The 23676-nt window shown below is 58.7% G+C and carries 25 protein-coding genes; 6 read left to right on the forward strand and 19 right to left on the reverse strand.

Translation table 11 applies throughout. The features are described 5' to 3' along the window. Window positions 1–28 precede the first annotated feature (28 nt). Window positions 29–889 (forward strand): pyridoxal kinase PdxY, encoded by an 861-nt coding sequence (pdxY, locus tag LGM20_RS11245; RefSeq protein WP_044523561.1) that lies wholly within the window; start codon window positions 29–31, stop codon window positions 887–889. Between the two features lie 42 nt (window positions 890–931). Here pdxY and gstA read toward each other — a convergent pair whose 3' ends face one another. From gstA to blr, 13 genes are all read right to left on the reverse strand, one after another. Next, on the reverse strand, window positions 932–1537 hold the full coding sequence (gstA, locus tag LGM20_RS11250) for a glutathione transferase GstA (protein WP_032453112.1): 606 nt from the start codon (window positions 1535–1537) through the stop codon (window positions 932–934). Between the two features lie 110 nt (window positions 1538–1647). Further along, entirely contained in the window at window positions 1648–3153 is a 1506-nt protein-coding gene (gene dtpA, locus LGM20_RS11255) for a dipeptide/tripeptide permease DtpA (protein ID WP_023289927.1), read from the reverse strand. A 602-nt stretch (window positions 3154–3755) separates the two neighbouring features. Beyond that, window positions 3756–4391, reverse strand: coding sequence for an endonuclease III (gene nth, locus LGM20_RS11260; protein ID WP_023289926.1), 636 nt, complete (start codon window positions 4389–4391; stop codon window positions 3756–3758). A 1-nt stretch (window position 4392) separates the two neighbouring features. Next, complete coding sequence (locus LGM20_RS11265) at window positions 4393–5091, reverse strand: electron transport complex subunit E (RefSeq protein WP_023289925.1); 699 nt, start codon at window positions 5089–5091, stop codon at window positions 4393–4395. Between the two features lie 2 nt (window positions 5092–5093). Further along, on the reverse strand, window positions 5094–5714 hold the full coding sequence (rsxG, locus tag LGM20_RS11270; RefSeq protein WP_032453110.1) for an electron transport complex subunit RsxG: 621 nt from the start codon (window positions 5712–5714) through the stop codon (window positions 5094–5096). Window positions 5715–5724: 10 nt separating this feature from the next. After that, on the reverse strand, window positions 5725–6777 hold the full coding sequence (gene rsxD / locus LGM20_RS11275; protein WP_044523560.1) for an electron transport complex subunit RsxD: 1053 nt from the start codon (window positions 6775–6777) through the stop codon (window positions 5725–5727). After that, window positions 6778–9141 carry an electron transport complex subunit RsxC gene (rsxC, locus tag LGM20_RS11280; RefSeq protein ID WP_224222691.1) on the reverse strand — a complete coding sequence of 788 codons (2364 nt, stop codon included), beginning with the start codon at window positions 9139–9141 and terminating at the stop codon, window positions 6778–6780. Next, window positions 9134–9712, reverse strand: a complete 579-nt coding sequence (gene rsxB / locus LGM20_RS11285; protein ID WP_044523538.1) for an electron transport complex subunit RsxB — start codon at window positions 9710–9712, stop codon at window positions 9134–9136. The genes rsxC and rsxB overlap by 8 nt, the downstream gene beginning before the upstream one ends. Continuing rightward, complete coding sequence (gene rsxA, locus LGM20_RS11290; protein WP_044523537.1) at window positions 9712–10293, reverse strand: electron transport complex subunit RsxA; 582 nt, start codon at window positions 10291–10293, stop codon at window positions 9712–9714. The genes rsxB and rsxA overlap by 1 nt, the downstream gene beginning before the upstream one ends. Window positions 10294–10371: 78 nt before the next feature. Then, the gene (locus LGM20_RS11295) at window positions 10372–10812 is read right to left on the reverse strand and encodes a DUF2569 domain-containing protein (RefSeq protein WP_023289920.1); all 441 of its coding nucleotides are present in this window, start codon (window positions 10810–10812) and stop codon (window positions 10372–10374) included. A 75-nt stretch (window positions 10813–10887) separates the two neighbouring features. Continuing rightward, window positions 10888–11103: a transcription modulator YdgT gene (gene ydgT, locus LGM20_RS11300; RefSeq protein ID WP_004202843.1), complete on the reverse strand. Its 216-nt coding sequence runs from the start codon at window positions 11101–11103 to the stop codon at window positions 10888–10890. 215 nt (window positions 11104–11318) lie between these two features. Beyond that, entirely contained in the window at window positions 11319–12689 is a 1371-nt protein-coding gene (locus LGM20_RS11305; RefSeq protein WP_044523536.1) for a GH1 family beta-glucosidase, read from the reverse strand. A gap of 115 nt (window positions 12690–12804) precedes the next feature. Then, a complete protein-coding gene (blr, locus tag LGM20_RS11310; protein WP_012541534.1) occupies window positions 12805–12942 on the reverse strand; it encodes a division septum protein Blr in 138 nt (45 codons plus the stop codon). A 190-nt stretch (window positions 12943–13132) separates the two neighbouring features. Here blr and LGM20_RS11315 point away from each other — a divergent pair, with 190 nt between their 5' ends. Continuing rightward, window positions 13133–14173 carry an oxidoreductase gene (locus tag LGM20_RS11315; protein WP_044523534.1) on the forward strand — a complete coding sequence of 347 codons (1041 nt, stop codon included), beginning with the start codon at window positions 13133–13135 and terminating at the stop codon, window positions 14171–14173. A gap of 35 nt (window positions 14174–14208) precedes the next feature. On the opposite strand, the gene add is transcribed toward LGM20_RS11315, so the two are convergent. Then, window positions 14209–15210: an adenosine deaminase gene (gene add / locus LGM20_RS11320; RefSeq protein WP_044523533.1), complete on the reverse strand. Its 1002-nt coding sequence runs from the start codon at window positions 15208–15210 to the stop codon at window positions 14209–14211. A 215-nt stretch (window positions 15211–15425) separates the two neighbouring features. Here add and LGM20_RS11325 point away from each other — a divergent pair, with 215 nt between their 5' ends. Continuing rightward, a complete protein-coding gene (locus tag LGM20_RS11325) occupies window positions 15426–15611 on the forward strand; it encodes a hypothetical protein (protein WP_004202827.1) in 186 nt (61 codons plus the stop codon). Between the two features lie 9 nt (window positions 15612–15620). On the opposite strand, the gene LGM20_RS11330 is transcribed toward LGM20_RS11325, so the two are convergent. Further along, entirely contained in the window at window positions 15621–15989 is a 369-nt protein-coding gene (locus LGM20_RS11330; RefSeq protein WP_004202826.1) for a hypothetical protein, read from the reverse strand. A gap of 243 nt (window positions 15990–16232) precedes the next feature. On the opposite strand from LGM20_RS11330, the gene cybB reads away from it, so the two are divergent. The 3 genes from cybB to LGM20_RS11345 all read left to right on the forward strand — a co-directional run bounded on the left by cybB (window position 16233) and on the right by LGM20_RS11345 (window position 18283). Then, window positions 16233–16760 carry a cytochrome b561 gene (gene cybB, locus LGM20_RS11335; RefSeq protein ID WP_023289917.1) on the forward strand — a complete coding sequence of 176 codons (528 nt, stop codon included), beginning with the start codon at window positions 16233–16235 and terminating at the stop codon, window positions 16758–16760. 104 nt (window positions 16761–16864) lie between these two features. Continuing rightward, entirely contained in the window at window positions 16865–17140 is a 276-nt protein-coding gene (locus tag LGM20_RS11340; RefSeq protein WP_004202822.1) for a metal/formaldehyde-sensitive transcriptional repressor, read from the forward strand. A gap of 24 nt (window positions 17141–17164) precedes the next feature. Further along, window positions 17165–18283 (forward strand): S-(hydroxymethyl)glutathione dehydrogenase/class III alcohol dehydrogenase, encoded by a 1119-nt coding sequence (locus LGM20_RS11345; protein WP_023289916.1) that lies wholly within the window; start codon window positions 17165–17167, stop codon window positions 18281–18283. Window positions 18284–18351: 68 nt separating this feature from the next. On the opposite strand, the gene LGM20_RS11350 is transcribed toward LGM20_RS11345, so the two are convergent. From LGM20_RS11350 to pcaH, 4 genes are all read right to left on the reverse strand, one after another. Beyond that, entirely contained in the window at window positions 18352–20724 is a 2373-nt protein-coding gene (locus tag LGM20_RS11350; RefSeq protein ID WP_044523532.1) for a membrane-bound PQQ-dependent dehydrogenase, glucose/quinate/shikimate family, read from the reverse strand. A 277-nt stretch (window positions 20725–21001) separates the two neighbouring features. Further along, a complete protein-coding gene (locus LGM20_RS11355; RefSeq protein ID WP_023289914.1) occupies window positions 21002–21925 on the reverse strand; it encodes a LysR substrate-binding domain-containing protein in 924 nt (307 codons plus the stop codon). Window positions 21926–22102: 177 nt separating this feature from the next. Continuing rightward, window positions 22103–22723: a protocatechuate 3,4-dioxygenase subunit alpha gene (pcaG, locus tag LGM20_RS11360; RefSeq protein ID WP_023289913.1), complete on the reverse strand. Its 621-nt coding sequence runs from the start codon at window positions 22721–22723 to the stop codon at window positions 22103–22105. Beyond that, the gene (gene pcaH, locus LGM20_RS11365) at window positions 22720–23460 is read right to left on the reverse strand and encodes a protocatechuate 3,4-dioxygenase subunit beta (RefSeq protein WP_004202816.1); all 741 of its coding nucleotides are present in this window, start codon (window positions 23458–23460) and stop codon (window positions 22720–22722) included. Before pcaH ends, pcaG begins: the two co-directional genes overlap by 4 nt. Window positions 23461–23676 lie beyond the last annotated feature (216 nt).

Raw genomic sequence — 23676 nt, forward strand, 5'->3', positions numbered from 1 at the left:
TTTTTCTTTTTAGGGTTGTGGTAAGAAAATGAAGAACATCCTCGCCATTCAGTCTCACGTTGTGTTTGGCCACGCCGGCAACAGTGCCGCCGAGTTCCCGATGCGCCGCCTGGGCGCCAATGTCTGGCCCCTCAATACCGTACAGTTCTCTAACCACACGCAGTACGGCAAATGGACCGGCTGTGTGATGCCGCCTTCGCACCTGACGGAGATCGTCCAGGGCATCGCCGCTATCGATAAGCTGCAGACCTGCGATGCGGTACTGAGCGGCTATCTCGGCTCTGCTGAACAGGGCGAGCATATCCTGGGCATCGTGCGTCAGGTAAAAGCGGCCAATCCGGCGGCGAAGTATTTTTGTGACCCGGTGATGGGCCATCCGGAGAAGGGCTGCATCGTCGCCCCGGGCGTGGCGGAGTTCCACGTGCGCTATGCGCTGCCGGCCAGCGATATCATTGCGCCTAATCTGGTGGAGCTGGAGATCCTCTGCGGTCATCCGGTCGCCAGCGTGAGCGAGGCGGTGGCCGCCGCGCGGGAGCTGATTGCCCAGGGGCCGGAGGTGGTGCTGGTTAAGCATCTTTCCCGCGCCGGCATGAGCATGGACCGTTTTGAGATGCTGCTGGTGACCGCAGATGAAGCCTGGCATATCAGCCGGCCGCTGGTGGATTTTGGCCTGCATCAGCCGGTGGGCGTTGGCGATGTGACCAGCGGTCTGCTGCTGGTGAAACTGCTGCAGGGCGCCAGCCTGCGCGACGCGCTTGAGCACGTCACCGCCGCAGTGTACGAGATCATGTTGACCACCAAAAACATGCAGGAGTATGAACTGCAGGTGGTGGCGGCGCAGGATCGTATTGCTGTGCCGGAGCACTGCTTCAGCGCCACCCGACTGTAACTTTCCGACTCTGCCCGGCAGAGCGCCGGGCAGTCTCTGGTCTTACTTTAAGCCTTCCGCTGCCAGTGCGTCAGCCACTGCCGGACGCGCTGCCACCTGCGCCATCCAGCTGCCGATATGACTACAGGCGGCCATATCCAGTTTAATCGCATAGCCCCAGCGCAGCACCGTGAACAGATAACCATCGGCGATAGTGAAGCGATGGCCGGTGAGCCACTGTTTATCCGCCAGCGAGGCATCCACGTACTGCAGTTTTTTCTCGAGCAACGCGCGCGCAACGGGCTTATAGTCCTCCGGGGTGTCCGGGCGGAACAGCGGCGTAAAGCCTTTGTGCAGTTCGGTAGCGACGTAGTTCAGCCATTCCAGGGTCTGGTAACGGGCAACGGAGCCCACGGGCGCCAGAAGATGGCGGTCCGGCACCTGATCGGCGATGTACTGCATAATAGCCACGCCCTCAGTAAGCAGGATGTCATCATCCAGCAGCAGCGCCGGCACCTGACCTTTCGGGTTGATTAGCAGATAATCTTCCCCGTTTTCCAGCTGTTTCCTTGCCAGATCCACGCTCTGCAAAGTGAAATCCAGGCCGCTTTCGCGCAGGGCGATATGTGAGGCGAGGGAACAGGCGCCGGGTTTGTAGAACAGTTTCATGCGTTACTCCTCGTGGCTGCAGTTTTCTGTATGTTAGTCCCGCCAGGGGTAAAAAAAAAGCCGCTAACCTAACGTTAGCGGCTTAAAAATAATTGGTTTTCCCTGCGGCGTCAGGCTGCCGCGGTTTCGCGTGCTTTTACGTCCGCGCTGTCGTCCTGAGTCATTCGGTTCAGCTTCGGCGCGGTCAGCAGCATCAGGGCGGCGATGACCGCGGTGACGATACCGATCTGCAGGAACACGTGGCCATATACTTCCAGCGACACCAGCGGATCGGTGACGTTTTCCGGTACTGCCATCAGGTTGGCGATTTTCCCGGCGATGATTGCCGCACCGGCGGTGGTGAGGAACCAGCTGCCCATAATGAAGCCCATCAGACGCTGGGGAACCAGCTGAGCGACCATCGCCAGGCCGAGGCCGGAAATCATCAGCTCACCGATAGACTGCAGCGCGTAGCTCAGAATCAGCCAGTTAACCGAGACGATACCGGCGTCGCTGGCGAACTTCGCCCCTAAAGGCAGGACGAGGAACGCGCCGGAGCACAGCACCATACCGATAGCGAACTTGTGCGGCATCGGCAGGCGGTCGCCCATCTTGTTATAGATGGCGGCCAGAATAGGGCTACCAATCATGATCCAGAACGGGTTCAGCGCCTGGTACTGTTCCGGCTCGAAGGCGAGGCCGAGGATCGAGTGCTCCACGTTGCGGATAGCAAAGAAGTTCAGAGAGGTCGGCATCTGGCTGTACAGTACGAAGAAGACGATCGCTTCTACCATCAGCAGGAAGGCGACGATCATTTTGCGACGCGCGGCGCCTTTCAGGCCCATCGCCTCTTTGGCGAAAATCACCACGATACCCAGCGCGATGACGCCCAGCGCCATGCGTGCGATACCCTGGTTGTGCAGCAGCCAGGTAGCGATAGCGACCAGCACCACCACGCCAGCGATGGTCGCCAGCAGTTTACCCATATGCACCGGGGCAAAGTCCGGTTTCGAACCGTACTGTTTCACCCATTTCTGGCAGAAGGCGAAGTTAATGATGGTGATCACCATCCCCACCACGCTCAGGGCGAAGGCGACGCTCCAGCCGAAACGCGCGGCCAGCCACGGAGTTGCCAGCATCGAGAAGAACGAACCGATGTTGATGGACATGTAGTACATGGTAAATGCACCGTCCAGACGCGGATCGTTTTTGTCATAGCAGGTAGAAAGCAGGGAAGACGGGTTGGCTTTAAACAGGCCGTTACCGACGGCGATAGTCGCCATACCCATATAGACGATAGCGGCGTCATGACCGGACCAGGCGACCAGCGCATAGCCGATGGCCAGCACGATAGCGCCCAGCATAATGACGCGTTTGGTACCCAGCACTTTATCGCCCAGCCAGCCGCCAATGGCGACCAGGCCATAAACCAGCGCGCTAAAGGAGGAGAACAGAGTAATGGAATCCGCTTCCGACATACCCAGCTGTTTTACCAGGTAAACGGCCATGATCCCTTGCAGGCCGTAGTAACCAAAACGCTCCCACAACTCGATCGAGAAAATGAGATAGAACGCGCGTGGTTGTTTGAAAGCGTTCAGACTCACGCTTTCTGCTGGTTTATTGTTTGCAGTAGACACATATACCTCTTTTTTTACATCCCATATTTACTGGGGGGTGTTCGGGGCGCAATCTCGTTGGACCGCCGCCTTTATAGTTATTCTTGGAGGGAAAACGGCAGGTAATGTTCACTATCCTGGCGCATCAGGCAAGGCCTTTGTAATAATCTGTTACACATAATCAGGGCGGTATAATGCTCCGGTCATATGAATGTTATCCAGAGTTAAATTTCACCGTTACGTTATCGCTGCTATTTTTATCTTTTTGATTCGCCCATTTTTCCCGTAAAGGCGATATATTCTACTGATTGCGCACTAAAGTAGTGATATGGTCCATTATCCTAAAAATTCATGGCTTATTATCCTGGCAATCCTTGAACAGCCGTTGTATTGCCTGACTTTTATTTCCATTTTAATAACATTCTTTCAACATCGAGTTGCGAGCATGATCTGGATCACAAATGTATAGAAATTTTGCGCCGCTAAAAAATGAATGAGCTGGTTGTTTGTTATATAACCGGATAATAGCCCATGAAAATGCGGTTTATGTGGTGTTAGCGGCGGGTTAAATAGCTAAATGCGGACCATAACCTAAAGTTAGGCTATGGTCGTGAGTAAGACGATCAGGCGTAAACTTTGTCTTTGAATTCGCAAAGGTCTTCAATCAGGCAGGAGCCACAGCGCGGCTTGCGAGCGATACAGGTGTAACGGCCGTGCAGAATAAGCCAGTGATGGCAGTCGACCTTAAACTCGGCGGGAACCACCTTCAGCAGCTTCTCTTCCACCTGTTCGACGTTTTTCCCTGGGGCAAATTGCGTGCGGTTGCAAACGCGGAAGATATGGGTGTCTACGGCGATCGTCGGCCAGCCAAAGGCGGTATTTAGCACCACGTTGGCGGTTTTGCGGCCCACGCCGGGCAACGCCTCCAGGGCCGCTCTGTCCTCCGGTACCTCGCCGTTGTGCTGCTCCAGCAGGATCCGGCAGGTTTTGATGACGTTTTCCGCTTTGCTGTTAAACAGGCCGATGGTTTTGATATAGGATTTCACGCCCTCCACCCCCAGCGCCAGCATCGCCGCAGGCGTATTGGCCACCGGGTAGAGTTTGGCTGTCGCTTTATTGACGCTCACGTCGGTCGCTTGCGCCGAGAGCAGGACGGCAATCAGCAGCTCAAACGGCGAGCTGAAGTGCAGCTCGGTGGTGGGGTGGGGATCGTTGTCCCGCAGCCTGGTAAGGATCGCCAGGCGTTTGGCTTTGTTCATATTACGCTTTCCCTGTCGCGTCAGACGGTGCGACAGAGTCGGCCCGGGCCGCCTGCGCCTTCCGCTGCTTGCTACGTTCATCGATAAGGTATTTTACCGCCAGCATCATGCCGAGGCCAATAAAGGCGCCGGGAGGCAGCATAGCCAGCAGGAAAGGAGTGTCTGTATGGAAAACCTCGATGCGCAGGACCTTTGCCCAACTGCCAAGCAGGCTGTCGGCGCCGTCAAACAGCGTGCCATTGCCGAGGATTTCGCGCAGGGAGCCCAGCACGAACATCGCGCAGGTGGCCCCCATACCGATAGAGAAGCCGTCCAGTGCCGACAGCGCCGGTCCTTTTTTGGCGGCAAAGGCTTCGGCGCGGCCCACCACGATGCAGTTGGTGACGATAAGCGGGATAAAAATCCCCAGCGACTGATACAGACCGAACGCATAGGCATTGATCAGCATCTGCACCACGCTCACCACCGAGGCGATAATCATCACGTAGATCGGGATCCGGATCTCCGCCGGGGTCCAGCGGCGCAGGCTGGAGATGGTCAGGTTGGTCAGGGTCAACACCAGGGTCGTCGCCAGACCCAGCCCAAGGGCGTTGGTGGCGGTCGAGGTGACCGCCAGCAGGGGACACATCCCTAACAGCTGAACCAGAGCGGAGTTGTTTTTCCACAGACCCTGGACGATGACGTCTTTAACTTCGCTCATGGTTACTCTCCACAGGCGCTGAATTCAGGAAGTTGCGCAGGCAGCGTTTGTGCATACAGGCCTGCGCGCTTAACGGCATTGACCACCGCCCGGGGGGTGATGGTGGCGCCGGTGAACTGGTCAAAATCGCCGCCGTCTTTTTTGACCGCCCAGTGGCTGTCGCCCTGGCCGTGGATAACTTTCCCGGTAAAATGGGTGATCCAGTCCGACAGGCGCAGCTCGATTTTATCCCCCAGACCCGGGGTTTCATGATGCTCGGTCACGCGGGTGCCGAGGACCGTGCCGCTAAAATCGGCGGCCACCAGCAGCTGGATCGCTCCGGAATAGCCATCCGGCGCGGTGGCTTCCATGACAGCGCCGATCGGCTGGTCGTTATTTTTGGCAATCCACACTTTATGCTGGCCTTTGCCCAGCGCCGGGGCGCTGACCAGATAGCAGCTCTTGAGCAGATCGTTATTATAGCGGTCGGCAGGTAAAACCTGGTCGAATAACGCTTTCTGCTGCTGGGCCGCCTGCTGGTCGATGGTGCTTTTGGTCAACTCATTGATCGCCGCCGTTAGCCCGGTGGAGCCGGCGGCAAACAGCGCCAGCGTGACGCCGTGTTTTCGCATGGTTTTTAACATCTTCGCTCTCTCAACGGTGGCCATACGCGCGCGGACGGGTGTAGTAATCGATCAGCGGCACGGTAATATTCGCCAGCAGAACGGCAAACGCCACGCCGTCCGGGTAACCGCCGAAGCTACGAATAAGCCACACCAACAGGCCGGCGAGGGCGCCAAAGATCAGACGGCCGCGGTTGGTTGTCGAAGCCGTCACCGGGTCAGTCAGAATAAAGAAGGCGCCAAGCATGGTGGCTCCGGAGAGCAAATGCATCTGCGGCGAGGCCAGACTCTGCGGCGAGAAGATCCAGCCGAGGGTCGCGCACAGGCCAAGGCTGACGAGGAAGCTGACCGGGATATGCCAGCGGATCGCTTTCTGCCACAGCAGAAATAGTCCGCCCGCCAGCCAGGCGATATTCACCCACTGCCAGCCCAGGCCCGCCAGAACGCCGCCGTAAACCGGCAACTGCAGTACCTGCTGGACGCTATGTCCGGCATGCAGGGAGGTTTTGAAGGTATCCAGCGGGGTTGCCTGGCTGATGCCGTCGATACCCAGCCGCAGGCTGGCCATGTCGCCTCCGGCGGCGGTATGACCGGTAAAGATCATCTGCAGCGTATCGCTGAACGCCGGGATATGGGCGGCAATCTCGTATGAAGGCAGCCAGGAGGTCATCTGCACCGGGAAGGAAATCAGCAGCACGACGTAGCCGATCATCGCCGGGTTGAAGGGGTTATGGCCGAGTCCACCGTACAACTGCTTGGCGATCACAATGGCAAAGGAGGTGCCGAGCACCACCATCCACCAGGGGGCCAGCGGCGGAATACTCACCGCCAGCAGCAGGCCAGTGAGCAGGGCGGAGTTATCCCTCAGGGTGGACGCAACAGGCTGTTTGCGCAGTTTGAGAATAGCGGCTTCCATTGCCCAGGCCGTCAGAGCGGCGAGGACAATCTGCAGGACGGTGCCCCAGCCGAAAAACCATGTCTGGACCACAATGCCAGGCACGGCGGCGAGCAGCACCAGCAGCATAATGCGCGAAGTCTGCCGCTGGTTATGGGTATAGGGGGAGCTTGCGATTCTGAAAACCATTTATTCCTCGTTAACTGCCTGCTGTGTTGCTTTGCGCGCCTGAACGCGGGCGATCGCCGCGGCGACGGCCGCTTTGCGTGGGTCGTCATTGGCTGCGGTTGACGCGATTTCCGCCTGGGCGGCCTGCTGTTCGGCTTTGCGCGCTTTGGCGCGGGCGATGGCGGCTTCCACCGCGGCTTTACGCGGGTCGACCGGCTCGGCCGCCGTGGCTTCAGCCGGCGCGGCCTGCTGTTCGGCTTTACGCGCTTTGGCGCGGGCGATGGCGGCTTCCACCGCGGCTTTACGCGGGTCGACCGGCTCGGCCGCCGGGGCTTCCGTCGGCGCCGCCTGCTGTTCAGCTTTGCGCGCTTTAGCGCGGGCGATAGCGGCTTCCACCGCGGCTTTACGCGGGTCGGCCGGCTCGGCCGCCGGGGCTTCCGCCGGCGCGGCCTGCTGTTCGGCTTTGCGCGCTTTGGCGCGGGCGATAGCGGCTTCCACCGCGGCTTTACGCGGGTCGACCGGCTCGGCCGCCGGGGCTTCCGCCGGCGCGGCCTGCTGTTCGGCTTTGCGCGCTTTGGCGCGGGCGATAGCGGCTTCCACCGCGGCTTTACGCGGGTCGACCGGCTCGGCCGCCGGGGCTTCCGCCGGCGCGGCCTGCTGTTCGGCTTTGCGCGCTTTGGCGCGGGCGATAGCGGCTTCCACGGCCGCTTTGCGTGGATCGGCAGCGTCGGCCGCCGAGGCTTCCGCCGGCGCGGCCTGCTGCTGCGCTTTACGCGCCCGGGCTTCGGCCTTCCGCGCTTCGCGGGCGGCGATCGCCTCGCTGTTGTCTGGTCTGGCGCCGGCCTGAATCACGATAGGCTGCGCGGCGTCGCGCTGTTTATCACGTACCCGGGCCAGGGCGGCGTTAATCGCATCCTGATCTTTGGCGGCAGGCTGGACGGCGGCTTTTTTATGCCGCTCGGCGCGGGCCGCTTTCTCACGCTCCAGGCGCGCCTGTCGGGCCTCGAATCGCGCTTTGGCTTCCGCAGCGCGCTGCTCTTCCTGGCGAATCGCCGCGATCTCGGCTTTCTCCTGACGGAAGTACTGCACCAGCGGAATATTGCTTGGGCATACCCACGCGCACGCGCCGCATTCGATGCAGTCCGCCAGATTGTGGGCGGTGGCTTTATCGTGCTGCTGGCCTTTGCTGAACCAGTAAAGCTGCTGCGGCAGCAGATCGGCCGGGCAGGCGTCAGCGCAGGCGCTGCAGCGAATGCAGCCTTTCTCTTCCTGCGGCTCGCCCATCTCGCTGGCGGAGGGCGCCAACAGACAGTTGGTGATCTTCACCACCGGGACGTCGAGCCCCGGCAGGGTAAAGCCCATCAGCGGCCCGCCCATGATCACCATCGGCTCGGCGCTGGCGCAGAAGCCGGCGTCGTTAAGCAGATGGCGCACCGGCGTGCCAAGGCGCGCCCAGACGTTGCCCGGCCGGGTTACCGCCTCGCCGGTGAGGGTGACTACGCGCTCGGTTAACGGCTCGCCGTCAATCACTGCGCGTTTCACCGCATAGGCTGTACCGACGTTCTGCATCAGCACGCCAATGTCCGAAGAGCGACCACCGTGGGGTACCTGTTTGCCGGTGAGAATTTGGGTGAGCTGCTTGGCGCCGCCGGAGGGGTATTTGGTGGGGATCACGCGCAGCGAAATGCCATGGGCGTCGCAAAGCACCGCCCGCAGCATCGATATGGCCTGCGGTTTATTGTCTTCAATGCCGATCAGCACCTCATCAGGCTGCAGAATATGGGCAAGGATGCGGATCCCTTCGACAATCTGCGCCGCGCAGTCCTGCATCAGACGGTCGTCCGCCGTGATATAGGGTTCGCACTCGGCGGCGTTAATGATCAGCGTTTTAATTTTATCGCCGCCGCCGCGCAGTTTACTGCCGGTGGGGAAGCCGGCGCCGCCGAGGCCGGCAACGCCAAACTGGTGGATGCGCTCAATCAGCGCTTCACGGGTGCGGGTCTGATAGTCGCTCCAGCCGTCGCGTTCGATCCAGCGGTCTTCGCCGTCGGCGTCAATGATCACGCTCATCTCCGCCAGCGCGGACGGATGGGCAGTGGTGTGCGGGGCGATAGCGGCAACGGTGCCGGAGGTGGGAGCGTGAACCGGCAGCATTCTTCCCCAACCGCGGGTCAGCGGCTGGCCGCGCAGCACCCGGTCGCCGACCTTGACGCACAGTTCGCCTTCGGCGCCGATGTGCTGCTTTAGCGGGATCACAAAGCGCTGCGGCAGGGAAACCTGGCGCAGCGGGGTGCCGTTAGACTGGGTTTTCATCTCCGGCGGGTGAATACCGCCGTTAAAATCCCAGACTTTGTCTTTTCGGAAAGCGGAAAATAGCTTAAACATGTTGTTCCATAGGAATATTTCGCACCGGGATCGTATGCAGATCCCATTTCCAGGTCTCCGGGGTCGTCGCCACCGGAACGAGAGAAATGCACTGGGTCGGGCAGGGGGCAACACACAGGTTGCAGCCGGTGCACAGGTCGCTCATCACGGTATGCATGGCGCGGGTCGCCCCGACAATGGCATCCACCGGACACGCCTGAATACATTTGGTGCAGCCGATGCAGTTCGGCTCGTCAATCACGGCGAGCATGCGGGCCGGCTCGGCTGCCTGCTCGTCGCCGTCGACGGGCTGCGGGTCGACGTTGAGCAGGGCGGCGATTTTTAACATCACCGCTTCGCCACCCGGCGCGCAGCGGTTAATTTTCTCACCCTGCACGCCCACCGCTTCCGCATAGGGGCGGCAGCCAGGGTAGCCGCACTGCCCACACTGGCTCTGCGGCAACAGTTCATCAATTTTTTCCACCACCGGGTCGTCCTGCACCGCGAAACGGCGCGACGCGTACCCCAGTATTAAGCCGAAAATCAGCCCTAACAGGCTGATGGCGATCACGGCTATCCAGACTGCGCTCATTACAACTTCACCAAACCACTAAAGCCCATAAAGGCCAGAGACATTAAACCGGCGGTAATCAGCGCGATGGCATTACCGCGGAACGGCGCGGGGACATCGGCCACCATCAGACGCTCGCGGATCGCCGCGAACAGCACCATCACCAGCGAAAAGCCGACGGCGGCGGCAAAACCGTACAGCGCCGACTGCAGGAAATTGTGGCCCAGATTGATGTTCAGCAGCGCCACCCCAAGCACCGCGCAGTTGGTGGTGATCAGTGGCAAAAAGATCCCCAGCAGGCGATAAAGCGCCGGGCTGGTTTTACGCACCACCATCTCAGTGAACTGAACCACCACGGCGATAACCAGAATAAAGGCCAGGGTACGTAAATAAACCAGATTTAGCGGGATAAGGATCCAGGTATCAATCAGCCAGGCGCAAATAGAGGCCAGGGTCATCACGAAGGTGGTCGCGAGCCCCATTCCCATTGCGGTTTCCAGCTTTTTGGAAACACCCATAAACGGGCACAGGCCAAGGAACTTCACTAAAACGAAGTTATTGACAAGGACAGTACCGATAAAGAGCAGTAAATAATCAGCCATCATGCGACCTGAAACGAAAAAAAGCCGCTTATTATCGAATAAAACGATACCGGCGACAACAGGTTAAGTGTGGGGTTTTTACGGATTAACAAAGGTCCGTTTGACCCGCTGTGAACGGCGAAAATAGGGCGCCAACAGCGCGGCGGCCAGCAGTGGAAACAGTAGCTGACGCAGAGCAAGGGCATCCGAAACGGGGGAGAAGGCAAACGCCTTTATCGCCAGCAACAGCGTAATGAGCAGCCAGATAATATAGTGTTTCGGCACCAGCGAGCGCCGCTTGAAAAAGGCGATGGTCAGCCAGAGCGTATAAAACCACATGGCGATGGCAAACAGCAGCGAGGCGACCCACAGCGCCATGTGTCCGGTGCTCATGGCGCGCAGCAGGGCCCAGGTCTGCGGCGACATGAGGGCATTGGCAAAAAATAGCAGCGATAACGAGGCGCTCAACAGCGCCAACAGCAACCAGGCCAGCGGTGCCAACAGCCAGCCGCCGATGCGCTCCGCAGATTGAGACGTCATGTTTCTCCCCTATTCAACGCCAGTATATAAAAGCAGGCCGGGAAGTATAAGCAACTGGCGTGAAGGATGACAGTCTTACTGCACGAATCGCCAAACGGATTTAGGCACCTGGCCCACATCGAACAATTTACCACCGGAAACCAGCTCTGCCCGGCGATGGTCGGCGGCGCGATACATATTAACGATCTCTTCGGTGTCAGTCAGGGAGTAGTTAAGGTGATCAAATAGTTTTTCAAGACTTTCCAGCGAACTGATTTTGCGGAATTTTAATAAATAGTCCAGAACGGTCATTTTCGTATCCATTTTATAATCGGAATAATTACGTTGAATATTATCAGCATTCACTAAACCTACTCTCAACCAACGGCGCCTTCTGCCGGGGCCGCGTGGAATGATTCAGGTTATAAAAACCCATGACAAGGAGCAAAGCCAACCTTGAAGAGCAGGGAGATGTTTAAGAATATTCTAAATCAGACCGGGCGCCGAATGGCGCCCGCAGGAGAAGATTAACGCTGTTCGCCGCGGCTGGCAATAACAGATTTGTACCAATAAAAACTCTTCTTTCGTTTGCGTGCCAGATTTTGCTGGTGGTCCACATAGACAAAGCCATATTGCTTTTGATAACCGTTGAGCCAGCTCAGTAAATCGATAAACGACCAGGGATAATAGCCGCGGACGTCCGCTCCCTGCGCCAGCGCCTTTTCCAGGGCGCCAATATGGCTGCTCAGATAGTCGATTCGCGGATCGTCGACCACCTCACCGGCAATAATCGGGTCTTTCGCCCCAAGGCCATTCTCGGTGATATAGATCGGGATATCGCCATAGCGCGCCTTGATCATCATAATGCCGTCGGTCAGCCCCTGCGGCCAGATCTCCCAGCCCCATTCGGTATAGGTGCTTTGCGGATTACGCACGAAATAGAATAACCCCTCCACGCCAGGCTCGCCGCCGGTGGGGATTTCGGGCGGCTGGGCGGATACCGTTTCCCGACGATAGTAATTCAGACCGATAAAGTCACAGCGGTTGTCTCGCAGCAGCGCGTCGTCCCCTGGAGCAAAGCGCGGTACGCCCCACAGCGCTTGAGTCTGCGCCAGCAGGGCAGCAGGATAGGCGCCTTTTAGCACCGGATCGTACAGCCAGTGGGTATGGATGGCGTCAGCCAGGTCGGTAGCCTGCCGGTCTGCCTCGCTGTCGGTGAGTGGGGTATGCGGCTGCAGCACATTGACGAAACCAATCTCGCCCGCCACGGCCATCTCGCGAAAAGCCTTCACCGCCAGCGCATGGGCGATAAATACGTGATGACAGGCCTGGATGGCGCGCGCCGGATCGCGAACGGCCGGGGGATGCAGGCCGTTAATGTAGCCGTGGCCGATGAAGACAATGGTCTCGTTAAAGGTCGCCCACAGCTTCACCCGCGAACCAAAGCGCGCGTAGCACAGGCGGGCATACTCGGCGAAGGCCTCAGCGGTGCTGCGTGCTTCCCAGCCGCCCTCATCCTGCAGGGCCTGCGGCAGGTCCCAGTGATAGAGGGTGATCATCGGCTCAATATTATGCGACAGCAGTTCATCGATCAGATCGCTATAAAACTGCACGCCTGCTTCATTAACCTCGCCGCGCCCGGTGGGCAGCAGGCGGGGCCAGGAGATGGAAAAGCGATAGCTCTGCAGACCCATCTCGGCCATCAACGCCACGTCTTCGCGAAAACGGTGATAGTGATCGACGGCGATATCGCCGGTGGTCCCTTCAAAGGTGGTTCCCGGCAGGTGAGAGTATATATCCCAGATTGACGGTCCTTTACCGTCAGCGTCGTGCCCACCTTCGACCTGATACGCTGCGGTAGCGGCACCCCATAAAAAATGTTGCGGAAAAGCGGCCATGAAAAAGCTCCCAGTCTGATGATAGAGGGAGTGTAATCAAAGCAAGGATAAGCGTGCAACCGGTTTCTGAAACCGGTTGCACAGTTGCGAAGCAGGTCACTGTTTCACGGCGGCGCTACTTTGTCTGCACCACATCCGCTGGCGGTGGCGACTGATAATTATCAATATGGTGCGCGATAACCAAAAGCAGTGCGGAAATCCCAAAAACAATCCAGCCAATAAGTTCTACAATACGGGTAAAAACAGTCGTCATAACACTTCAATATCCTTTGAACACAGTGGGAAATGTTACTCCAAGGTCAGCAGATCACAAGGGGTATCTGTCTGATTTTTCACGCATGCGGTAAAACCGTAAGTGGAAAAATAATAAGTTTGAGTCGCGGTTTGTAAGAATATTCTCATTAACCAGATATTGACATCAGCTGAATAAGCGAGGCGGTAACATGAGTGATGCGATCCGGGTGGGGCTGGTGGGCTATGGCTACGCCAGCAAAACGTTTCATGCGCCGTTAATCAGCGGCACGTCGGGCCTGGCGCTGACGACGGTCTCCAGCAGCGACGCTGCCAAAGTTCATGCCGACTGGCCTGGCGTGAAGGTGGTCAGTGCGGCGAGTGAATTGCTGAACGACCCGGAGATCGATCTGGTGGTCATCGCCACGCCGAACGACACGCACTTCCCACTGGCGAAAGCGGCGCTGGAGGCCGGGAAGCACGTGGTGGTGGATAAACCCTTTACCGTGACACTGTCACAGGCTCGCGAGCTGGAGAGCCTGGCGAAGCACTGTGGTCGGGTGCTGTCGGTATTTCACAACCGGCGCTGGGACAGTGATTTCTTAACGGTCAGAACGTTGATCAACGAAGGCCAGCTGGGAGAGGTGTGTTACTTCGAATCACATTTCGACCGTTTCCGGCCGCAGGTGCGCCAGCGCTGGCGGGAGCAGGCGGGCCCCGGGAGCGGAATTTGGTATGATCTTGGACCGCATCTGCTCGACCAGGCGGTGGCGCTGTTTGGTCTGCCGGTGAGCATCACGGTCGATCTCGCTCAGCTTCGGCCCGGCGCGCAATCCACCGACTATTTTCACGCGGTGCTGGCCTATCCCCAGCGGCGGGTGGTGCTGCACGGCACATTGCTCGCCGCCGCGGAGAGCGCGCGCTTTATCGTCCACGGCTCGCGGGCCAGCTATATCAAGTACGGTCTCGACCCGCAGGAGGAGCGGTTGAAAAATGGCGAGCGTTTGCCGCAGGAGGACTGGGGGTATGATATGCGTGACGGTACCCTCACTCGCGCTGAAGGCGACGAACGCAGCGAGGAGACGTGGCTGACGCTGCCGGGCAATTATCCCGCTTACTATGCCGCTATCCGCGATGCGCTCAACGGGGTGGGAGAAAACCCGGTCCCGGCCAGCGAGGCGATTCAGATCATGACCCTGATTGAGCTCGGTATCGAGTCGGCCCGGCACCGCGCCACGCTCAGCCTGGTGTGAAAAATAGCCCGGCAGCGCGGCTGCCGGGCCGGTAATCAGCCTTTGGCCACCCGCTGAATGAGCGCGGCTTTTTCCTGTTCGCTGAGAAACGCCTGAGTCAAACCGTTGATCTGCGCCTGGCGGATCTGCTCCCGGCTCAGCCCCGCCGCCGGCGCCGCCACGGTGTATTCGTGGATAATGTCGACCCCCTGGACCGCCGGATCGTCAGTGTTGAGGCTCGCCAGCACGCCGTGCTCAAGGAACTGCTTCAGCGGATGCTGGGCCAGAGAGGGCACGGTGCTGGTTTGCACGTTCGAGGTGAGGCAGGATTCAATCCCGATGCGGTGCTCGGCCAGATAGTCCATCAGGGCGGGATCCTGTACCGCTTTTACCCCATGGCCGATGCGCTCGGCGCCCAGTTCACGGATGGCCTGCCAGATACTTTCCGGGCCGGCCGCTTCGCCAGCGTGGACGGTGATATGCCACCCGGCATCGCGAGCCTGGTTAAAATGACTGAGGAACAGCGCCCCCGGGAAGCCCAGCTCATCGCCAGCGAGGTCGAGGGCGGTGATGCCATCGCGGTGGGCGAGCAGGGCCGTCAGCTCTTCCTGGCAGGCCGCTTCGCCAAAGGTGCGGCTCAAAATGCCGATCAGGCGGGCATCGACCTGGAAATCGCGGCACCCCTCACGTACCCCGGCGATCACTGCCTCTACCACGCCGTCGACCGGCAGCTGGTGGGTCATCGCCATATAGCGGGGGGAGAAGCGCAGCTCCACGTAGTGCAGGCCATTGCGCGCCGCGTCTTCGACGTTCTCATACGCCACGCGACGGCAGGCTTCCAGCGAGGCCAGGACTTTCACCCCCCAGTCGAGCTTGGCGAGAAAACTGACCAGATCGGGCTCCAGGCTGGTGACCTGGACGTGGGGACGCAGCGTGTCAAGGGTGGTAGCGGGAAGGGTGATGTTAAACTCGCGGCCAAGATCGAGGATGGTTTGGGCCCGGATGTTACCGTCAAGGTGGCGGTGAATGTCGGTTAATGGCAATGAGGAATCAATCATGGTCGCACTCTTTTTTTAGTTAAAGTGCACGTCATTATACAACAGATACCTAACGCTTTAAAACGATTGAAAAAAGGCAAAAGAAACAAACGCCTGCGCCAGGCCCGGCCGGCGCAGCAGAATGCGGCGCATAATCATTTATATTTTATTTGAATGTATTCATGTTACATATTAAATTCTGCTTACTTTATCGACGATGAGGCAGGGATGCGGATGTGGAAAGCGTAATCCATAATAATATTGAGGGTTTTCTGCTGTTGTTATTAAGCATGTGGCCCATTCTGTTGGTGGTATTCGTTGGCGTCGCCATCTCCTTCTATACCATGCTGTTACGCAAAACGGCGCTGGCCTGCCTGCTGTTCGCCGTCGCCATCGGCGCCGCAGGCTGGAGCTTTGCCTGACGCCAGGCCTCAGGGTTTATCCAGCAGGCTCATACTGGAGGTGGCGGCGCCATCATTCAGATTGGACGGCGAATGCCAGTCGCGGCCCGCCAGGGCGCTGTCTCCCTGACCGCTGCTGGCGACGCTGTCCTGCTGCGTCGACAGCGTTGACCCTTCAAGCGCTTCCTCTGCCCCCGACTGGTCGGGCAGAGAACTGCTGTATCCGCCATTGTTCGAATACGTATCCATACCGTTGACTTCATTCGGCACCGTGTCGGTGGTGGTCCCGTCATCGTTTATGCAAAATGAGCCGCCGATGCCGTTAGGCTGACAGTCCGCGGCGAAAGTCGGGCTGGCCAACGCGGTCAGCAGCAATAGCGGTAAGCTGATTTTCTTCATTTTTATCTCCATACGCAGCGTGGCCGACAGATGTTCTCAACTATAGAGGGGAGAGCGCGGCGGCAGGTAACAAAACTGTTTAATTTTGTAATAGCTGATGGTATCCGGCGCCCGTTCGCGTGGCTCGGGCGCAGCGGCTCGGCCGAATGCGGTAATCAGTTGTTAATTCAACGTAAAGGTTAATGAAAATTTAAGGGAAGGCCGCTATGTTGGCAGCATCACACTTTCCATTAAGGATATTCCATGCGCGATAAATATTCCGGCCTGCAGATTGGCATCCACTGGCTGGTCTTTTTGCTGGTGGTGGTGGCCTATGCGGCGATGGAGCTGCGCGGATTTTTCCCCCGCAGCGATCGGCCGCTGATTAATATGATTCATGTTTCCTGCGGGATCGCCATTTGCGTGCTGATGGCGGCGCGTCTGCTGGTGCGGCTGAAAACGCCGACGCCGCCGATCGTGCCGAAGCCGTCGCCAATGATGACCGGTTTTGCCCATCTCGGCCATCTGGTTATCTATCTGCTGTTTATTGCCCTGCCGCTGATCGGCATGGTGATGATGTACTGGCGCGGGAATCCCTGGTACGCCTTTGGCCTGACGATGCCGTATGCCCCGCAGAGCGATTTTGAGCGGGTGGACACCCTGAAAGCGATCCATGAATGGTTAGCGAATGCCGGTTACTTTGTGATTGGCCTGCATGCCTTCGCCGCGCTGCTCCATCATTACTGGTGGAAAGATAATACCCTGCTGCGAATGATGCCCCGTAAGCGCTGAATCATTCGCTTCAACATTCAGACCCCGTCCCGCGACGGGGTTTTTTTTGCCTTTGCGGCTAATAAGATATAGTATACCCCCCTATATGATACGGAGGCGTTATCGTGCCACATTCACCTGAAGATAAAAAACGGGCCCTCAGCCGCGTACGCCGCATCCGCGGCCAGGTTGAAGCCCTTGAACGCGCGCTGGAGTCCGGCGAACCCTGTATGACTATCCTGCAGCAGATCGCCTCGATTCGCGGGGCGGCAAACGGTCTGATGGGCGAAATGGTGGAGATCCACCTGCAGGATGAGCTGGTCAGCGGCGACACCACCCCGGACCAGCGGGCCGCGAGAATGGCAGAGGTCGGTCATCTGCTACGATCTTATTTAAAATAACATCACGACGAGGAAGAGACAGTTATGAAATCACGCGCAGCAGTGGCCTTTGGCCCCGGTCAGCCGTTAAAAATCGTAGAGATTGACGTCGCGCCGCCGAAAAAAGGCGAAGTTCTGGTGAAAATCACCCATACCGGCGTGTGCCATACCGATGCCTTCACCCTTTCCGGCGACGATCCGGAAGGCGTCTTCCCGGCGGTGCTGGGCCATGAAGGCGGCGGCGTGGTCGTGGAAGTGGGCGAGGGCGTCACCAGTCTTAAGCCGGGCGATCATGTCATCCCGCTGTATACCGCCGAATGCGGCGAGTGCAAGTTCTGTAAGTCGGGTAAAACCAATCTCTGTCAGGCGGTGCGCGCCACCCAGGGCAAAGGGCTGATGCCGGACGGCACCACCCGTTTCTCGTATAACGGCGAACCGATTTATCACTACATGGGCACCAGCACCTTCAGCGAATACACGGTCTGCGCTGAGATCTCGCTGGCGAAAGTCAATCCGCAGGCGCCGCTGGATAAAGTGTGTCTGCTGGGCTGCGGCGTGACCACCGGCATCGGCGCGGTGCATAACACGGCGAAGGTTAAGCCCGGGGATACCGTCGCGGTCTTTGGCCTGGGCGGCATCGGCCTGGCGGTGATCCAGGGCGCCGTGCAGGCGCAAGCCGGGCGGATTCTGGCGGTCGATACTAACCCGGATAAGTTCACTCTCGCGAAAGAGATGGGGGCTACCGACTTTATCAACCCCAACGACTACGATAAGCCCATTCAGGATGTGATCGTTGAGCTGACCGACGGCGGGGTGGATTTCAGCTTCGAGTGCATCGGTAATGTCAATGTGATGCGCGCGGCGCTGGAATGTTGCCATAAAGGCTGGGGCGAGAGCGTCATTATCGGCGTGGCCGGCGCCGGGCAGGAGATCAAGACCCGTCCGTTCCAGCTGGTGACTGGCCGGGTGTGGCGCGGCTCCGCCTTTGGCGGCGTGAAAGGCCGTAGCCAGCTGCCGGGAATGGTGGAAGACGCGATGGCGGGTAAAATTCGCCTCGACCCGTTTATTACTCATCGCCTGCCGCTGGCGCAAATTAACGAGGCCTTTGACCTGATGCATGAAGGCAAATCGATTCGCACCGTGATCCACTTTGGCGACCAGTAATCGCTAACGCGCAAGGCGTTTCGTCAGCCGAAAAAAAGGGCCCGAATGGGCCCTTTTGCTTAGGTCAATCAATGATGGTCAGGAAGCGCGTAGGCGATAATGTAATCCCCGCGATCCGGAGACTGACGGGCGCCGCCCGCATTGATAATGATGTACTGCTTACCGGTTTTCGGCGACACGTAGGTCATCGGGCCGGACTGACTGCCAACCGGCAGACGGGATTTCCAGATCTCCTTGCCGTTAGCGGTATCAAAGGCGCGCAGGTAGAAATCCTGGGTGCCGGCGAAGAACAGCAGCCCGGACTGCGTCGCCAGCGACGCGCCAAGGGTCGGCATACCGATCGGAATCGGCATATGCATGCGGATCCCCAGCGGCCCGGTATCCTCTACGGTGCCTACCGGCACCTGCCACACCAGTTTCCCGGTTTTCAGATCCACAGCGGACATGGTGCCGAAAGGCGGTTTCTGGCACGGAATGCCCAGCGGCGACAGGAAACGTTCGCGCATGGCGCCAAACGGCGTGCCTTCCATCGGCACGATGCCCATCTCAATGCCGCTGGCGTCTTTCGCTACCTTCTCGCGCGGCACCATATAGTTGGGGAGACCGAGACGCATATCGTTAACGAACATCAGGCTGTTATTGGGATCCACCGAGACGCTGCCCCAGTTCATGCCGCCGAGCGAGCCCGGGAATTGCAGGGAGCGGTCTTCCCCCGGCGGGGTAAAGACTCCCTGGTGGCGCATCTCTTTGAACTGGATACGGCACAGCAGCAGGTCGATCGGCGTCGCGCCCCACATATCGGACTCGGTCAGCGTCTGGTTGCCGATCATCGGCATTCCCACCGAGTAAGGCTGCGTCGGCGAGTAGCGCTCGCCTTTGACGTTGCCCACCGGCACCGGTCGCTCTTCCACTTTCGCCACCGGCTCGCCGGTTTCGCGATTGAGCATAAAGATCATGCCCTGCTTGCTGGTCTGCACCAGCACCGGGGTGGTGCCGCCCTTGCCGTCAGGCAGATCGTACAGCAGCGGCTGAGACGGCAGGTCAAAGTCCCACAGGTCGTGGTGGGTGGTCTGGAAGTGCCAGCGTACCTGGCCGGTCGCGGCATCCACAGCGACGATGGAGGAGCTGTATTTGTCGTCCAGCGCGGTTCGTTCGCCGCCGAAGAAGTCTGGCGTAGCGTTGCCGGTCGGCAGATAGATCAGGTTCAGCTTCGCGTCGTAAGACATCGCCGACCAGACGTTCGGCGTGCCGCGCGTATAGGTCTGGCCCTCCGGCGGTACGCCGGTCAGCGCCGGATTACCCGGATCCCACGCCCAGGCCAGTTTACCGGTATGGACGTCAAACGCGCGGACCACCCCCGGCGGTTCGCCGGTAGAGTAGTTATCCGCGACGCGGCCGCCCACCACCACCACATTGCCCGCGACCAGCGGGGTGGAGGTCTGTTGATAGTAGCCCGCTTTGACTTCGCCCATTCCGACGCTGAGGTCGACAATACCGCGATCGCCGAAGCTCTCGCACAGTTTGCCGGTGTCGGCATCAATGGCGATCAGGCGGGCATCGATCGTCGGCAGGAAAAGACGACGGGAGCAGGCGGCAGGCTGGGCGCCTGACGCTGGCGTCGTCTGCGCCTGGCTATCTTCGTAATAGCCTAAGCCGCGGCAGCGCTGCCAGTTAGGCGAAGAGGACTTGGAGTCATAGCGCCATTTCTCTTTGCCGCTGTCGACATCCAGCGCCAGCACTTTGCTGTATGGGGTACAGACGTAGAGGGTATCGCCAATCTGCAGCGGGGTATTCTGATCTTCCGCGCCGGAGCCATTGCTCTGCGGAATATCCCCAGTATGCGCCACCCAGGCTACCTGCAGCTGGTTGACGTTGTGCTTGTTGATTTGATCGAGAGCGGCGAAGCGGTCGCCGTGGGTGGTGTTGCCCCAGTGCGCCCAGTTTTTCTGCTCTTCGCCCGGCGCGACGGGTTTCACCGGTACCGCTTCCGTGGCGCTGACCAGCGGTTCGGATTTAAACATCCAGCCAAAGCTTCCCGCCAGCGCCACGGCGAGCACGGCGGCGATGGCAAAAGCCGGGCCTTTTTTCGCCGGCGGGCTGGCGAGGAAAGGCCAGACCAGGGCGGCGAGAAAGGCCAGCACGCCAAGGGCGAACAGGCGCGAGAAGAGCGGCCAGAAGTTCCAGCCAGCGTCGCCAATCGCCCAGATCACTGAGGCGATAAACGCCACGGCGTACAGCAAAATCCCGCCGCGGCGGCGACGGAAAATTAGCACTGCCGCGATAACCATCACCACGCCCATCAGCGCAAAGTACAGCGTGCCGCCGACGAGAGCCAGTTTTGCCCCCAGAATACCGATAGCCAGACCGATGATCAGCATCAGTCCGGCGAGAAGCCACTGCAGGATCCGGGGGAATCCGCGCGGCGCGTTGCCAGTTGTCATGAAATCTCCTTAACCACACCAGCCACCTCATTACGAACCAAATGAAACAAAGTTATTTTGTTTTATTTTTGAATGAAGCGGTTTGCATCTTCATAAAGCCAAATTTATTGCCTGCTTTGATTTCATATGAACCATTTGGTGAAATCGCGATATGATAGATCTGTTAAAGAAATTTGCGCAAATGTTAATAAATAATTTCGCACAAAATGATTATTTTGCTGAATGTATCTCAGTCGGCGTCGGCTCCCCGGCCGCGACGGGCCGGGGGAGCGGCGGATCAGGCAGGCATTGATTTACGAATAGCGCTGAGCAGGGTGTGCGTCCCGGGGGTCAGTGTCGCATCGACGCGGGTTAAAATGCCGATGGGCTCCCCGGCGCCCTGGGTGGCAATCGGCAGGGCGGTTAGTACGCCACGGCGAAGATCGTCTTTCACCGCCCCGGAAGGGACGAACCAGACATAGTCAAAATCAACCGTTAGCTGGCGCGACAGGGAAGCGGACAGAGTCTCGATGCAGCCGGCGGGCATTTTACACCCCTGGCTCTGGAGCAGCGCTTCGGCGTTTTGCCGCGGCACGGTGCCCTTTGGCGAGACCACCACCGGCCACTCCATCACCCGACTGAGGGTCACCGTCTCCTGCAGCAGGGGATGTCCCGGACGAACCACCAGCTTAAGGGATTCCAGGAACAGCAGTTCGTAATGCAGGCCGCTCATCAGCTCCGGATCGGACATCCGTCCGATGCCGATGTCGATCTCCCCGGACTTTAACCCGGCGAGCAGCATGGTGTTGTTCATGGTGGCGACCTGCAGCGTGATATCTTTTTGCTGCTTATGGAACTGGCCGATCACCGTCGGCAGGATCCCCAGCGCGGCGGTAGGCAGCGCGCCGATGCGTACAATATCGTTATTCAGGCCCTCTTTACGGTTCAGCGCCTGGCCCGCCGAGTTAAGGGCATCAAGCACCTTCACGGCATGAGTCAGAAACTGTTCCCCGACCAGGGTCAGCTGCGCCCCCAGCCGTCCCCGCTCAAACAGACGGGTACCGGTCAGCTGTTCAAGCTCGTTAAGCGTTTTTGAAAGTGCTGGCTGGCTCAGATTTAAAGTTTCAGCCGCGCGCCCCAACGTTCCCTGTTGAGCGACGGCCACGAAGGTGTGTAGATGGCGCAAGCGAATGCGCTGACTGAAGAGACCATTTTTTTCCATAGTAAGATGATGTTAAAAACACAGCGGTGAAAGAGACAAGCGGCCTTGTTTAAATTTGATAACCAGATAGCAAAATATTTTTAACATTTGAGCTGATTACATTACAAGATCTTTCCCTATGGTTTAACACGCCACCGCCCCGGCTGTGCGGGGCGACGGCGGTGGTCAGCATGGCCGCTAGATATCGAAAAAGACGGTTTCGTTCTCGCCCTGCAGATAAATGTCGAAACGATAGACCACTTCCGCACCGCGAACTTCGCGCTCAGCGATTAAGGTTTTGCGTCTCACCTCCCACTCGATGAGATTCAGCACCGGGTCGCTGGCGTTGGCCTCGTGCTCATCGGCAAAATACATCCGCGTATTGAGGCCAATATTGATTCCCCGGGCCACCACCCACAGATTGACGTGCGGCGCCATCAGACGGCCATCGCGGCCAACCACCGCGCCGGGCTTGATGGTTTCAAAGCGCCAGACGCCGGAGGTGAAGTCAGAGCAGGTGCGCCCCCAGCCGCGAAAGCCCGGGTCGACCGCTTTCTGCTGCTGACGATCGTCAGGATGGTTATAGCGTCCCGCGGCGTTGGCCTGCCAGATCTCCAGCAGCACATCGCGGACCGGGGTTCCGGAGCCGTCGATAACCCGGCCTTCAATGGTGATTCGTTCTCCGACGGTATCGGCGGTGGTGAGAACCGGACCAAAATTTTTCTCAAAAATATGGAAACCCGCGGCGTCCGGCGCCAGACCGATATGAACATAGGGTCCCGCGGTCTGCGAGGCGGTTTCAGGCAGATACTCTTTCATCGGGCGGCCCCCTGAGTGCGATTTTCAAACAGCGTGGCGCGATGGCCGCGCAGAACAAGGTCGAAGCGGTAGGCCAGACAATCCAGCGGCACGGCGGCGTGCATGTCCAGCTCGGCGATCAGGGTGCGCACGGCGTCGTCATTATTAATGGTTCTGACGATCGGGCACTGCTTGATTAGCGGGTCGCCTTCGAAATACATCTGGGTGATCAGGCGCTGGGCCCAGGCGTCGCCCGAGAGCGAGAAATGAATATGCGCCGGACGCCAGTCGCTGGCCTGGTTGCGCCAGGGGTAGGGGCCGGGCTTGATGGTGCGAAAACAGTAATAGCCGTTCTCGTCGGTCAGCACCCGGCCGCAGCCGCCGAAGTTCGGGTCAATCGGCGCCAGATACTGATCTTTTTTATGTCGATAGCGGCCGCCGGCATTGGCCTGCCAGACTTCCACCAGGGTGTTTTTCATCGGTCGGCCGAAGCCATCCCGCACATAGCCGTGCACAATGATCCGCTCGCCAATCGGCAGGCCTTCTTTGGCATAGTTAAGGATAAGGTCATTATCCAGCGGACCCAGGTCGTCGCGGCTAAACACCGGGCCGGTGATCTCCGACAGCGAGTTCTGCAGGGAGATCAGGGCGTTTTTCGGGGAGCGCAGGACGCTGGTTTTATAGCCCGGGGCGTAAGCGGGCGGGTGACTACTGTAATCGCGATGGATAACCTCGCGCGGGGACCATTTATCGTTCATCGGGTACTCCGTATAGAGGGTAGAGGGGCATGTTGTTGTAATGTCGCCAGAAACAGTGTGTGTAAATGCATTGTTAATTTAAAGTGAAATTACCGGGTGTTTTTCATAACCATCGGTTATGTTCTGCGCTATGCCCGTGACCGGAAGCAGGTTATCGCCATCACAGTTTGTAAATTCTTCCCCCCGCCGGGAGGCAGCTTTCCTACACTCCAGGAA

The organism is Klebsiella quasipneumoniae subsp. quasipneumoniae (assembly GCF_020525925.1).
GTDB lineage: Bacteria > Pseudomonadota > Gammaproteobacteria > Enterobacterales > Enterobacteriaceae > Klebsiella > Klebsiella quasipneumoniae.